Source organism: Emticicia sp. BO119 (assembly GCF_013912375.1).
Lineage (GTDB): Bacteria > Bacteroidota > Bacteroidia > Cytophagales > Spirosomataceae > Emticicia.
Genome location: NZ_JACETV010000002.1, coordinates 488,007 through 502,459, shown reverse-complemented (window position 1 = coordinate 502,459; position 14,453 = coordinate 488,007). Strand labels below are relative to the sequence as shown.

Genomic DNA, 14,453 nt, shown 5'->3' with positions numbered 1-14,453 from the left:
CTTGGTAAGCCTCAAAATTATCTATAACTTTTGAAATACATAGCTGCATTGACAATGAACAAACAGGTGAATATTTTATTAGCTGACGATTATCCCGCCATCATTAATGGTATAACGGTTGAGCTAAAAAACAACCGAGACTTTAAAGTTGTTGCCATCGCTCAAACAATCGATGACATTGAAAAAAAAATAATTCAATGTCCAACCGATGTTCTCATTATCAGCTATTGGTTCAGAGGCGTTAGCTCTCAGAATATTATCAGGAAAGTAAGGTCAAGGTATCCCTCCTTAAAGATTATTATCTATACACAAGAGGAAAAATTGTTTTTAGTGAAAGAAATTTTACCTTATGTGGATGGATATATCCTTAAAACTGAACCTGAAGGCGTATTATCAAAAGCTATTCACCGAACACTTCAGCATAAAAAATCCATTAGTGAGGATGTCAGAGAAAGTTTAGCTATGGATGCCAGCTTCAATAATGCTTTGTCGAAACAAGAGAATAAAATTTTAAGTTACCGGCTTCATGGGGTTTCTACCACACATATCTCAGACCAGATGTCTATCTCTGAAAAAACTGTGAGAAAGCACCTGGATAATGCCAGAAAAAAATTAGGATTTCATAAAACTGAAGATATGATGCGGTGGTTCTGGAAGCAGAGCCAATAATATTTTTTGATTTTCCCAGGTCTTATATACAAGGGTGTATAAGACCTATTTTCGTTTGTCAATTCTGTCTGAATTCACCCAAAACTACGCATTCTGAGTAGTAGAATTACATCAAGTGCTTATTGGGTAAATGCGTATAAAAATAAATTTTTGTAGCATGCAAACCTTATTTTTTATACGATGGAATTCTTATACATTACTAAAAAAGTACAAGTCTTAATTGACAATATCAGATACCTGCAAGCTGATATTAACTATACTACCATTTATACCTGTCAGGAGGAAAGTATCATTTCTACCACTACCATCAAAAGATTAAATGATAAAATAGAGTCGGGTAATTTTATCAGGATCAACCGGAAGATCATTGTCAATAAAGAGTTCATTAAGGCTTATAATTATTGGAGTAATAAAGTCATTCTGGACAACGGTGAAACCTTCATTATATCTCGGCGTAAGAACAGAGCTCTCCGGAATGTATTAGAACTCCAGTAAAACATCGCCTCTTAATTACCCTCTTTTATAAAAATTAATACCCTGATAAAATATGAGAAAAATTATACCTATCACCTTTGTTATCAGTACGCTCTTTGCGCTCAACCAGGGCATTGAATACTGGAAAGAAACTACTCAACCCAACGCTAAAAATTTTGAGCTGGTAATCGCTGCTGAAAAGGCAGCAAAAGAAGAAACCACACTGACAAAGGTAAAAAACCTTTATGAAGGAATAGCTGGTTTCCTTACAGACCAGTTGCTGAATTTTTCAACCGGTTCATCAAACAATGTAAATGTGAATTGCCCTGTCTTGCCTGTACCTACTATTGCCTTTACCGATGCCAACGTTTCTTCAACATTTGCTGGTTGTAGTGGTATTTCTCTAACGGCTACCGGTTGTGGAAGTAATACTACAAGATGGTATCAGAATGGTTTCTTCCAGAGTACAGGCACTACCTTTACTGGTTACCCTAATACTAATTCTAATTATTATGCAGAATGCTGGGATGGGAGCGCTTGTACCAGCACACAAAGTAATCTCCTACAGGTACCTGTCTGGAACCTGAAAGTTACACCAACGACTGTTCCCCCAACTATTTGTAGTGGTCTGACAGTAGAACTTACCGCAGAAATCTCCAATGCCAGTTCTACTTCGTTTCCCTTAGCGCCTTCGTATCAGTGGATGAGAGAAGGTAATAATATTCCATCGGCTATAAATAAAAATTATACTGCCACTAGTTCAGGCTTTTATTCGGTCAAGGTGAATATCCCTGCACCATTTACCAATTCCTGTACTGCCAATGGATATGCACCACAGATAAACTTTCTGCCAACGCCAACCATCTCTCCTACTACGCCAACAGAGGTCTGTCCCGGAAACGCAGTTACCATGGAATGGAATTATGACTATATGTTCTTTCAGGGATCGGGTTCGGTGACTTTTCAATGGAATAAAGGAGGCGTACCTATTAGCGGTGCCACAAGTACTACTTTTATTGCCACGCAAGGTCCAGGTGCGTATACCCTGACTGTCTCTAAAAATGGATGTGCCAATACATCGACGGCCATCAATGTTACCAATTCGGGTACACCTCCTATACAAAAACCGGTCATCAGAGATCAAAACGGTACAGCGGTGGCCAGTACTGTGTATGTTTGTGGAGCAGGGCAGTTATTTGCGAATGGTTGTGCTAATACCCAGACAATTAAGTGGTTCAGACAAGGCTCCGACTATGTGCAAAGCACCGGGTCTTCAGTATTCGCTTCTGGTAGCCCATATGGCTCAAAATATTATGCCCGCTGTTTTGATGGAGAAACCTGCGGAGGTACGGGCAGCGATACAGTTACTGTAAAATCAACAATGGTTCAGATTGTTAAAACAGTAGGCCCTACAGATTGTAATCCGACTCTGTTAACCGCAAGTAGTACTCCCTCTACCCAGGTGACATTCCAATGGATGAAGAATTATACTGATATTAATGGCGCAACTGGCCATCAATATAGTACAAATGAAGCCAGTGAATATTGGGTAAGAGCCTCTTTTACCAACCTGCTTAATAATGGAACCTGTATAAATTATTCAACTTCGACAAGTACCACAAGTACCCAAGCCGTTACAACACCGGTAATTAATGCCTGTGCCGGAGCAAACCCAGGTACCTGTACACCATTGGTTTCTCCCATTACTACCTATTCAGGTTCACCAGTTACTTTGCAGGCAAGTAATTGCAATGCCAACGTGGTCTGGTCAACAGGGGCAACCAGTACGAGCATTGTCGTCTCTGCTACGGGTACTTACACAGCCCTCTGTACCAATACCACCTGTACAAGCCCTAACAGTAATGCTATTCAGGTGATAGTCTCCGCATGTAGTAGTTCCGTCACACTGACGCACCCCACCAATGATATTACTAGTAATCCCAATGCCAATGGCAATTTAAGACAGGCATCGGCCAGTAATGGCTCAATTACTGCCACCAACTGGATAACAGGGAATGGCACTAAGGTAACGTATGAAGCCAAAAGCATTACACTGTCCCCAGGCTTTACAGCGGATACCGGAACCATATTTACAGCCAGTACAGGAGGATGTAATTAGTATACCCTAAAAGGATTTCATAGAAATGCTATGAAATCCTTTTTATTAGGGACATTCCCTAAATAATTCTTCCAGTGTTTGCGCAATAGGATCCCCGTTTCGGGCTTCTTTCGCTATTCTAGCTAAGAGCGGGCTATTGCAGGCAAAATTTTCTCTATAGATAAGCAGTAATCTGTCCACACTGGTTAAATCTTTATTCTGGTAGGCAGCGGTCATCCATTCAAAAATTGATCTTTTAGAGACAAAAATGCCATACAGTCCCCCATCCCACAACCAATCTACAAAAGCCTGAGGGTTTCTTGCGCTGAAGAAAATCTCCCTGACAAACACGATATGAAGGTCTAAGTCTTTTTTAGGTATATCCTTTAGACCCTGTGCTACATTATAATTAGAATTTTTTAAGGCATTGGCATATACCCTGAAAAGTTTGGCCTGCACATTTCCTGAAGCTTTTTCAATTACTTTATCAAAATTCAATAGGGCTTCATCATACCTGTTTTGAGCAAAGGCCGCTTTCCCTTTTTGCATAAAGGCTGTCACATACTCAGGCGATAAGACCAATATTTTATCCAATGTCTGTTCGCCTGCTACAATATTATTCTCCGTAAGCTCAACTGATGCTTGCAGTTCAAGTAACTTTACTGAGGGAGGATGTCTCTGAAGCTCCTTTTCGATCAGTCTTTTGAGATTTACTGTATAGAGTTGCTTTTGCTCAGGTGATAGTCCACTGTTCATCACCGTTTTGTGCATAAAGGTTAATTGCTCTACCATATTAAGGTTTACAGCTGACCGGATGGTATAGGCTTTATCAGATAATGCAATCAGGTTTTCAATGGTGGGTTGGGCTATGGCTCTTGAGAAAACACTGTAAGACCGGATATTGCTATAGGTAAACTGATAGAAAATCGTCACTAAAATACCAATTACCAAAAGCCTGACAACAGAAAAATTCTGAAAAACAATAGGAAGGCTGAGACTTCTGGTGGCACTTTGTCTACTTATATAGCCTAATAAAAACATAGCAAAAATACTATTTACGAGACTATCAGGATTAAAGAATATGAAACTACAGTAAAACACCACCCACCCTGTTAGTACCAGTTTAAGCAAAAATTGCAAACTACTTTTCCAGATACAATACACAGCACTTATCCAGATAAAAATATATGATAAACCTCCTACTATACCACCCGATACAAACCAGTCCAAAAATACATTATGCGACCGGTCGTACCATACTCCATCAGCGGCCAGAGCAGGGTTAAAAAATTTTGCATAGACATAATTAAAGTTTTCTTGTCCCCACCCTAACAACCAATGTTCACCAAATCCTTTAACAGCAATCCCCCATACCAAAAAACGTGCACTTAAAGAACTGGTATCTTTTAAGCGGGTAATCGGATAATGTCTCCTGATCCAAGGTACCAGGCTTATTAGATATAAGATAAGCAAGACCCCCAGAAAAATTAGCAAACCTTGCCATACTACCTTACGCCTTTTTTCTTCTTTCACCTGATTCAGTACATAAATCACCGCCATCACAAAACCAGCCGTCACCAAGGCTATATAGAAGGTTCTGGTTAGCGTCTGAATTATCACCCAAAGCAGAATAAAGCTATTTACCCAAAGAAGCCATTTGTACTTAGGCTGATACTTCAGATAAAACAGCACAATTAAAAAAAGATGGTTGGCCAAATAAAAGCATAAAAAAGCAGGATTGCCTATGGTAGAAATCAGCCTTTCACCTACTTCTTTACCTGAGATCACTCCCACTATGGCTACCAAACTGCTTATTATGAGCATCCATAGAAAAATGTTTTTTTGTTGAGGCTCATCTTTTATCAGCGCTTGTAATAAAAAGAAAAATATGCCCAATACTATCGTATGAATTGCGCCTTCCATGCGCTCAAAGGTAGCTCCTATGCTTAGTAAGCTATCATATGAAAATAAATTGCTCAGGGTACTGATTACTAAAAAAACAGTAATCGCTAGTGAAAGAGCGTTATAATTAATCGTTTTATTCGGTTTAGTAACCACTAAAACAGCTATTCCACCGAAAATTACCGAACACTGAAATAAGAGGGCTTTAGGCACCACATACCCATAAAATCCGTTATTATCATAAATCAGAGGGATGAACAAAATGAGCAATAAAAGAAATGTACAGAGGAGTGTAAGGGGTTTGGTCATTCAATGAAATAGTAAAGATTTATTGAATGTAATTTGTATAATATTGTTGATATTGTTATGACATTTGTTGCTGATTTTATTTTACGGTCATTCACTTAGCAAAGATTAGATGGGCCTTCTGTAAAGCAATAGAAGGAATTCCAAAAACTTTCCATAGATAGAATTACGCTGATTCAGGAACTTTTGGCACTAGCTTACCCAATAGTTAAAATTAATCTTACCTTTTTAATAGTGATTTCAACAACTTCTCTCTAACATTGGAAGCCCAGTATCCATTGAGTAAGTAATATGCCTCTGCCAATAATGAATAATTATTCAAAATGGTAGATTTATCAGATGTTTTTTAAAAGAAGTTAATTGCGTCCTATCATTAGAAAAGTGAGTAAGCTTTTAGAAAGGCGCTGTTTTCATGGCTATAAAGAAAATAAAAACTGAATTTTATAATTTTGTTCTGATTAACTCAGAAAATCCTCTATTCCTATGCAATAACTTTAGGTTAGTAATGACCTGATTAATACTATTTTTAGTATCAATGATCATAACAGCAAAAATGAATGGAGAAATAATAAGAATAGTTAATGCTAGCAGAATATAAAAAATACATCCTACGAGCAACCTAGCAATGCTTTCAGTTTGAATGGAAATGAGATTTAGCATAAAATTAGCGGTTATAGACAGAAATACACTTTATAAATAAAGAATAAACCTATGCTATTGAAGCAAGAAAGCCCGGTTTGTTGGGCTTTCTTGCTTCAATAATCCTAGTCTATAAATATAAACTACAATTACTATGACAAATTCAATGAAATATAATTATAGCTATTATATTTTGTAATATTTACGGAAAGTCAATGAGAAAGGTTGCGTAGATTTTAAAAAAAACTAAAAATCTTTTTAAGCGGTAGCAAATGAATATGTTAACTTAGAAAAATGCCCGATTGAATCGGGCATTTTCTATGGGGTTATCCTATAAATAGTTGGTAAAATAGATGAATCTGAAAGAAAAAACTCAAGAAAGCAATAATTATTAAACCAAAATTTCCTGGTCTAAAACTATATCCTCCTCTAAGAGGTCATTTATAGCTTCCTCTTTTTTAGTAATTTGGCGTTGAGGGACACTTTCAGTATTGAGAAATAGGCTATTCCCAATGAGAAGCATGATATTTCCTGAAATAAGCAAAACTACTGAAGATAGTAGAAAATCTCGTTTTTTATTGCCTAAACCTGCATCCGTCGCTTCTTTATATACGTTTAAAGAATCTCTGTTTTTACTGAATGGAATATCTATATAGAGAAACAAAGTAAATACTACAAATAATCCTCCGATTACCATGAATGCGACTCCATACTCTATCAGTCTTAGTGCAGTTTTTGGCTCCGGTATTTTATTGAAAGTTATTTCATTCTGAAAGTAATTGTTACTTAATTTCTTATTTTTTAATGCAGGGAGCACAATAGCCAGACAAGCTATTAAAACAATCGTCACAACAAATATCACTACCATAGCTTTAATTCTTATAAGGTAAATCTGTTATTTTTTACGGGTGAACAAAAATAGCTTATAATTACAATATTTAATAGTACTTTTTATTTTAAGGTAGGTCTTTCAGTCAAATATTGCAAAATACCTGTTCAAACTTGATTTTATACCAACTAAATCCGGGAAGAAAAATCAGAGTGGTCATGTCGGGTCAGAAAGCCCAAACTGGAGAACTCTATGAAATAATTAGTATTTTGAATTAAGTACCCATGAGAATTGGATGTAATAAATACGTGATTTTAGGTTAAATTTGTTGACAAAATAAAAATAAACATATCTTTATATTTAAATTCTTAAGATTCTCAAAAATCAATCAAATATTTAAAAAAATCTTTTGTTATGACAAAACCTAGCCTTATTTCATTGCTGGCAATGACAGTTTTTCTAATGGCCCGTTGTTCATGTTCCAATAATGACATCACCTTTACCGTGCAGGAAGATTCAGTATATACACCTCAGGATACAGTGGCTAGAGTCGTGAGAACTGATATTGCGGCATTAGAACAACAAATAATCAGTCAGGGGCTAATTGATATTCAATCGCTTGATTCAACTATTATGGTTGAACTTAAATATTCAACGACAGATAACTTTTTACAGACTGACCTGTATGGCGAATTGATACATGGTTATTTACAGCAAAAACCTGCAGAGATGCTTGTTAATGCCAATAAAATTCTTCAGAAAGAGCATCCTGATTTACGCCTTTTGGTGTATGATGCTGCCCGTCCACTCTCAGTACAACAAAAGTTCTGGTCAGCATTGGATACTATTCCACCTGCCAAAAGAGTCAACTTTGTAGATGATCCTGCCGAAGGCTCAAACCACAATTTTGGCTCAGCAGTTGACCTTACCATCTATGATACCTCTGCTAAGAAAATATTAGATATGGGTACTGAATACGAGTATTTCGGAGAACTTGCTTCACCGGTTCTGGAAAATCAGATGCTGGCAAAGGATAAATTAACCAAAGAACAGGTGGATAACCGACTCATTCTGAGAAATGCCATGACGAAAGCGGGATACTTTAAAAGTAACAACAAATGGTGGCATTTTAATGCTTTGGCTAGATCTAAAGCAAAAGAATTGTATAAGATTATCCAATAGCCTGTGCAATATACATTGAAATAAACCTAGTAATGTCTTGTTAAAACAAAACCGCAATTTCTTTGTTTTAATATTATTCTCTATTATTCTTACTATTTATTGTAAAAGGCCTGTCACTTGACAGGCTTTTTTCAGGGTAAATTTACTCAAGTACGAATCCATGGAAAGAAGGGTTTTAAAGTTATCATTCAATAATAGTATAAGAATGCTCCTTTAATAAAAGTCGTATGTAATAAGTGGTCTTTAATGGTTGAATAACATAAACAATTGTTTTAAAGAACACGAACGGCTGAGACTATGCTGCTAAATAGTCAGCTTATCATACTCCCTGATATTCCTTATTTGGGCACCTCTTCAAAGTATTCCATTCTCAGAGACATTCGCATGAAAAGAATTACCACCAAGTGTAAACGATGCACAAGTATAGAAGCAAAAGATATTGAATCACATGCGCCTCCTACAACCCTATCGGTATTCTCTTCTATAGAATTAACTATAAAGAAAATAACATGATTAATCTGCAGGTGAAGTGCATAGTTGAAAAGGAATACAATTTAGTAAAATAATAGGTATTAAATGATAATGTTTTGATGATTGGGAGGGCTGTTTGTGTAAAATGTAATAGAAGAATAATTATTGTCTTAGGGGAATATGACCTTATCAATTGTATAATCCTATATTTCTCTTAAACTCTTTTTACTGATTGAAATTACAATATTCTTGTCTCATTTATAATTTCATACTGTTTATCAACAAAGTGGGGGTAGGATGAGAGCGATTCTTTAGTACAACCAAGAAAAATCCGACCGCCTGCAATAACTTTATATATCTTATCGCTTTTACTCTTTTTAGTACCTTCCTGTCTGTAAGTTCTGACGGTAACTTTAAAGGTCGAATTGATATAGGGATTATTAATAAACATATTTTTACCTAAAAGACATTGCCCATCAGCAATAATGGAACATCTAAATTTAGGAGGTGTATATGCTTGGATGGCCAGTATAAAAAAACTAATTAATAGAGCCAATTTCTTCTTTTTCAGAACTTCCATAATAATTTAAAACTATAAAACACTATTCTAACTACCTACAATCAATTTTAGTATTAAAACTTATTAAAATTATGAAAGTTTTATCAGATGTTCTGACAATTTATCAATGAATTGATTTAAAGTAATTGTAAAATGATTTTCAAAAAGATAACATTTTATAAGAATATGCTAATAAAGGTCAGTTGCAATACTTATGCTATTGGAAGTGTTTCTGAAAAAAATCACAGTTACTCCTACTGAGCAATGATAAGAGAGAAAAGCCACCTAGTAAGTGGCTTTCTACTGTCCATATACCATCAAGTTTTCACTTGATAATGCAAAGAAAGGAAGATTAGGCAAAATTAACAACGCCAGTTTTGAGCCACTCAAGCAACTGCTTCAAAAATGCAAAGAGATTCGGAGAGCATTTTTAAATCAGTGAAGGAATGTGATAGTTTTCACTGTACATACTATTAACTTCGTGAAAAGCGTGACTATCATGCACTCAATACCTAAAATAGCATGTTAAGCTTAATTGAATATCAATATTTATTTTATTCCAAAAATTTCTTAATACGGATTTACTGTTCTCTTCTAGTAACTACTTATTTGTTTCAATCTTTATTTTAGTGGAAGAACCTTCTAATGTTAATAATTGTAGAATAACTGAAACTGGTGAGGAATAGTTTCAATCCTTATTTTAGTGGAAGTACCTCCTCATGTCTGTAGTCACCAAATGGCAGATACTTGAGATAATTGGTGTTTCAATCCTTATTTTAATGGAAGAACTTCCTAATAAAGCTGCACAAGGCTTCTATTTCTATCCGACTACTGGGTTTCAATCCTCATTTTAGTGGAAGAACCTCCTAATGAAAATGAGAGGCTTAAGATACATAATCGAATTGACTGAGTTTCAATCCTTATTTTAGTGGAAGTACTTCCTAATGCTTTATCTCATTCGAATATTCCATTTTAAAAGCGTTATTTCAATCCTTATTTTAATGGAAGGACCTCCTAATGTTTATTGCCTTATTTGATGACAAGCATATAGAAGAATATTTCAATCCTTATTTTAGTGGAAGGACCTCTTAATGACAACCGCCAAAGGTGCTTTGGGGGCAAAATGTTGATGGCAATATTGATTTCAATCCTTATTTTAGTGGGAGGACCTCTTAATGATACGCTGTTTTTGTTGGAAGTATTGCCGCCTATTGCATTTCAATCCTTATTTTAGTGGAAGGACCTCTTAATGATGATGATGTGAATATAACAGCAGCTCTTCAGGTTATATTTCAATCCTTATTTTAGTGGAAGGATCTCTTAATGTCCGATGCCTCAGATGAGTTCAATAAAGTATTTAGCACATTTCAATCCTTATTTTAGTGGAAGGACCTCTTAATGATGCCAAAAAGGGGGATCGGTATTATCAATTAAAAAATTTCAATCCTTATTTTAGTGGAAGGGCCTCTTAATGGCAAACTACCTATTACATCTATTCAATCTCATAATGGATTTCAATCCTTATTTTAGTGGAAGGACCTCTTAATGCCACATCACGCCAAAACAGTATTCCAGGTCGATTATATTTCAATCCTTATTTTAGTGGAAGGACCTCTTAATGGTACTCGAAAACGACGGCAAAACATCAGGTATACAAGATTTCAATCCTTATTTTAGTGGAAGGACCTCTTAATGATGGCTACACGTATGATTTTTAGTTGTTTGTCAGTAGCATTTCAATCCTTATTTTAGTGGAAGGACCTCTTAATGAATAGTATTTTGAACGCCATTCCTTTTAATGACGCTATTTCAATCCTTATTTTAGTGGAAGGACCTCTTAATGAGGAGCTACAACTGGCCCCATGTTTACTGTATAATAAATTTCAATCCTTATTTTAGTGGAAGGACCTCTTAATGCTAACCTTAATGCACTTATTGTTAGAACCATCCACGCCATTTCAATCCTTATTTTAGTGGAAGGACCTCTTAATGTCGTCTATAGATATAATAACTTGATTATCACCAAACTAATCCGGATTTTGCTTTTAATATTCTTTATTTTACCCCGTGCTAAAGAACTGTTATTAAGTATTTTCTGATATTTTTCCGTAAACATAACTATTTAATTATCAGCTATATATATAACCTTATTGCAGAATAAAAAATAAATTAATAGGTGGAATCCTCTACATAAACCATCTATCGCTATAATCTTTATTGGTTCTAATTGCTGGATATGTTTTTTCACTTCTAAATCACCTGATAGTGCTCTACTTGGACAATATAAGTATTTAAGAATAAGTAGGGCTATAAGTTTCATTTTAAAGAAATAGTACTTTTACAATATTTTATCTCATACTTGCTTTGGCACTACTTAGTAGTTATTAATCAATGATGCAAAAACTAAATTTTAAATTAATTGACTATCAATTACAGGAGCCTAATTACAATAGAAAGTCTCAAGACAATGTCTTGAGACTCTATTACTATGTTTAACTACAACGAGCGCTTCACTAACAAGCACTCCGCTCAAAACTAATTAAAACCAATAACTTCTTTAAAGTAAATTTATTTTATGGCATATTTATAAATAAAAGCAGCCTTATATAGCATAAATTGATCTTACTGGAATAAACTTATTGGCTATAAACGACATCATATGGTTTCTTTTATCAATATAGTTCTGCATAACAAATAATTTTTACCTCTTCAAATATTTTGATTATTTATTCTCTACTCCATGCTTTTTATTTCTGGCCTATGAGGAAATCGCAGTTAAATAATCAATATTTTATTCCTATAACATTTTTGAATGGTTAACAACCGTAAAGTAACTCCATATGCATCTGATAAAATATATAAGTCCGTTTCTCTCTTCAGTTAGACCACTTAAAAAGAAACTTTTTCAATAGAAGAACCGCTTGTTTCTATTCTATACTTTTAATTTAAATTAATAAACTCAAGGAGATTGATATCTGAAGAGTTGTGAATTATTTCTTTATGAGTTTCTCTTCTATAAACCATAATAGAAACACCGACTATTATCCCTAAGCCGAAAGATAAAAAACATGCTAAAAAGATTGCTGTCACAGCATTAAAAATAATTAATTATATGAAAAATTCCATCCAATTTAAGGGAATTTTTATACTCATTCAAGTAAAAGCATATAAATATTTATAAACAGAACCAATTTAAGAACATTTATAAAGATTTATAGAAAGAGTTGTATTCTGTAGCCCTATTGCTATCTTTAGAAATAGATAGGATGAAAAATTGTATGCAAGGGAGTATTTTTCAAACTGTGTCAAATTAACTTGAGCGAGTTATAAGTTTTGGTTTTTTCAACCAAAACTTATAACTCGAAATCTTCCTTTCCAATCCTATCAGCGAAAATAATAGTGATTTCTGAGAGAATTTCTTTCCAGGCAAAAACGGTTTTATTCCAAAGTTTGTCCATGTTAATAATGGCTAAATATGCCAATTTCAGTAGGGCATTATCAGACGTAAAAGCTCCCTTAGTTTTTGTTAATTTACGAATTTGACGATGATATGCTTCAATCGTATTAGTGGTATAAATAATTTTTCTAATAGATGGTGAATATTGAAAAAACACTGATAGCTTCTCCCAATTATTAATCCAGCCCTCAACAGCTTTGGGATAAATTTTTCCCCATTTTTCTGATAATACTAATAAGTTTTCTTCGGCTACAACAAGGACAGGGGCTTGATAAACCGCTTTCAAGTCTATAATAAATTCTTTAAGATGTTTCTGCGGGATAAAGCGTAATGAATTTCTGATTTGATGAACGACACAAAGTTGTGTTTGAGTCTTTGGAAAGGTCGCTTCGATAGCTTCTGGAAAACCTTTTAAACCATCTACACAAGCTATGAAAATATCATCTACTCCTCTATTTTTAAAGTCTTGCAAGACACTTAGCCAAAACTTAGCACCTTCACTTTCTGTTAAATAAATACCTAAAACCTCTTTCTTTCCTTGTAAATTAAGCCCAATAACACTATAAAGCACTCGTGTCGTTACTTTTCCATCTACACGAACTTTATAATACATGGCATCTAACCAGGCTACTACATAAACACTAGATAAGGGTCGCTGTTGCCATTCTCGAAGCATTGGTATGACTTTGTCAGTAATGCTCGAAATTTCACTTGGTGATAGGCTATAAGCATAGATTTCCTGTAAATGTTTACCTATTTCCGAATAGCTCATACCTCGGCTATACATCGAAATAATCTGACCCTCTAACTGCTCCGTCAATACAACTTGTCGTTTGGGAACTATACTTGGCTCAAAATTTACCAAACGGTCTCGGGGTGTTTGAAGTTCAAACTCCCCAGCACTACTTTTCACTCTCTTGACTGATACTCCATTACGCCTATTGACAGAGCCATTTGCTCGTTCTGATGACAAATGAGAGTCCATCTCTCCCTGTAAAGATTGTTCTAAAAAATGTTTGAGCATAGGCGCAAAAATCCCATTTTCGCCTGTCAAGGGTTTACCTGAGTAAAGCCCCTTAATAGCTTCAGCTTTGAACTCCTCGAAATTGAAGTCTTGATTCGGTTCCATAAAAAAACTGTGTTTAAGTAAAGTTATAAAATTGCTAAAACTTTTACTTGACACAGTTTAAAAAATAGTCTCGTATGCAAAATTCAAGGGCTACATGGATGATATAAAAACTCTATTTAGGTTCTTTTTTTACTAATTCTTTACCTTCTTTATTGAAATAGTGCAAATTCTTCTTCTTATCAATGATGAAGTATTCACCCAAAAACTCTTCATCTTTTGTTTTATAGGTAAGTTTTATGCCCGTATTTAATGTGTCAGGGATTAATTCTTCATTGAATACTGCTTTGTCAAATAGATTTTCATGTATAAAAATCCTGCCATTTTTTTTGTATATAGTAACATCTATTGCTGTATTATTATATGATTCCCATTTTCCAATAAATGTACTGTCTAATGGAGATTCCGTATTTACCTTTTTGTCTAGGTATGCGTTTACCTTCTTTTTTAGTAATGGCTCCTGATATAACTTATATAGTACCCCAAAGAGGAAGAGCAATAATAGTAAAATGATTAAATATGGAAACCACTTTCGTTTTCTGTTAATTCTGCGTCTTTTCATAGCATGTGTATTTTCACAAAGTAATAGATGATTATAGGTTGAAAACCCAAATTAACACAAAGTTCATCTTATTCGATAACCTCTGATTTATTTTATTTTAGTTCTCTCTTAGTATAAACTGCATTAGCTCTCGAAAGTTCTCTATGAGTTTATTTGTCAAATCTTCTTAAATCTTATTC

Annotated in this window: 9 protein-coding genes and 1 CRISPR repeat array; of the genes, 4 read left to right on the top strand and 5 right to left on the bottom strand. The window is 34.7% G+C overall.

The window, feature by feature from the left end; translation table 11 throughout:
• Positions 1-30: 30 nt before the first annotated feature.
• The 3 genes from H1R81_RS09085 to H1R81_RS09075 all read left to right on the top strand — a co-directional run bounded on the left by H1R81_RS09085 (position 31) and on the right by H1R81_RS09075 (position 3,262).
• Positions 31-669: a response regulator transcription factor gene (locus H1R81_RS09085; RefSeq protein WP_181840391.1), complete on the top strand. Its 639-nt coding sequence runs from the start codon at positions 31-33 to the stop codon at positions 667-669.
• Between the two features lie 180 nt (positions 670-849).
• The gene (locus tag H1R81_RS09080) at positions 850-1,164 is read left to right on the top strand and encodes a LytTR family DNA-binding domain-containing protein (RefSeq protein ID WP_181840390.1); all 315 of its coding nucleotides are present in this window, start codon (positions 850-852) and stop codon (positions 1,162-1,164) included.
• Between the two features lie 52 nt (positions 1,165-1,216).
• The gene (locus tag H1R81_RS09075) at positions 1,217-3,262 is read left to right on the top strand and encodes a 3-coathanger stack domain-containing protein (RefSeq protein WP_181840389.1); all 2,046 of its coding nucleotides are present in this window, start codon (positions 1,217-1,219) and stop codon (positions 3,260-3,262) included.
• A gap of 45 nt (positions 3,263-3,307) precedes the next feature.
• Here the strand turns inward: H1R81_RS09075 and H1R81_RS09070 are convergent, their stop codons facing one another.
• Together H1R81_RS09070 and H1R81_RS09065 are read right to left on the bottom strand one after the other, a co-directional pair.
• Entirely contained in the window at positions 3,308-5,452 is a 2,145-nt protein-coding gene (locus H1R81_RS09070; RefSeq protein ID WP_181840388.1) for an O-antigen ligase family protein, read from the bottom strand.
• 1,027 nt (positions 5,453-6,479) lie between these two features.
• Positions 6,480-6,956 (bottom strand): hypothetical protein, encoded by a 477-nt coding sequence (locus H1R81_RS09065; protein WP_181840387.1) that lies wholly within the window; start codon positions 6,954-6,956, stop codon positions 6,480-6,482.
• Positions 6,957-7,331: 375 nt separating this feature from the next.
• On the opposite strand from H1R81_RS09065, the gene H1R81_RS09060 reads away from it, so the two are divergent.
• Positions 7,332-8,099, top strand: a complete 768-nt coding sequence (locus H1R81_RS09060; RefSeq protein WP_220275195.1) for a M15 family metallopeptidase — start codon at positions 7,332-7,334, stop codon at positions 8,097-8,099.
• A gap of 709 nt (positions 8,100-8,808) precedes the next feature.
• Here H1R81_RS09060 and H1R81_RS09055 read toward each other — a convergent pair.
• The 3 genes from H1R81_RS09055 to H1R81_RS09045 form a co-directional block, all read right to left on the bottom strand.
• A complete protein-coding gene (locus H1R81_RS09055; RefSeq protein ID WP_181840386.1) occupies positions 8,809-9,150 on the bottom strand; it encodes a hypothetical protein in 342 nt (113 codons plus the stop codon).
• Positions 9,151-9,964: 814 nt separating this feature from the next.
• Positions 9,965-11,121: a CRISPR direct-repeat array (repeat unit 37 nt; unit sequence ATTTCAATCCTTATTTTAGTGGAAGGACCTCTTAATG).
• A gap of 1,361 nt (positions 11,122-12,482) precedes the next feature.
• The gene (locus tag H1R81_RS09050; RefSeq protein ID WP_181840385.1) at positions 12,483-13,715 is read right to left on the bottom strand and encodes an IS256 family transposase; all 1,233 of its coding nucleotides are present in this window, start codon (positions 13,713-13,715) and stop codon (positions 12,483-12,485) included.
• Between the two features lie 112 nt (positions 13,716-13,827).
• A complete protein-coding gene (locus tag H1R81_RS09045; RefSeq protein ID WP_181840384.1) occupies positions 13,828-14,274 on the bottom strand; it encodes a hypothetical protein in 447 nt (148 codons plus the stop codon).
• Between the last annotated feature and the right edge of the window lie 179 nt (positions 14,275-14,453).

Excerpts from the sequence above, each read along its gene's own strand:
- H1R81_RS09055 (WP_181840386.1), bottom strand. The coding sequence starts at position 9,150 with ATGGAAGTTCTGAAAAAGAAGAAATTGGCTCTATTAATTAGTTTTTTT.
- H1R81_RS09075 (WP_181840389.1), top strand. The coding sequence starts at position 1,217 with ATGAGAAAAATTATACCTATCACCTTTGTTATCAGTACGCTCTTTGCG.
- H1R81_RS09070 (WP_181840388.1), bottom strand. The coding sequence starts at position 5,452 with ATGACCAAACCCCTTACACTCCTCTGTACATTTCTTTTATTGCTCATT.
- H1R81_RS09050 (WP_181840385.1), bottom strand. The coding sequence starts at position 13,715 with ATGGAACCGAATCAAGACTTCAATTTCGAGGAGTTCAAAGCTGAAGCT.
- H1R81_RS09065 (WP_181840387.1), bottom strand. The coding sequence starts at position 6,956 with ATGGTAGTGATATTTGTTGTGACGATTGTTTTAATAGCTTGTCTGGCT.
- H1R81_RS09080 (WP_181840390.1), top strand. The coding sequence starts at position 850 with ATGGAATTCTTATACATTACTAAAAAAGTACAAGTCTTAATTGACAAT.
- H1R81_RS09060 (WP_220275195.1), top strand. The coding sequence starts at position 7,332 with ATGACAAAACCTAGCCTTATTTCATTGCTGGCAATGACAGTTTTTCTA.
- H1R81_RS09045 (WP_181840384.1), bottom strand. The coding sequence starts at position 14,274 with ATGAAAAGACGCAGAATTAACAGAAAACGAAAGTGGTTTCCATATTTA.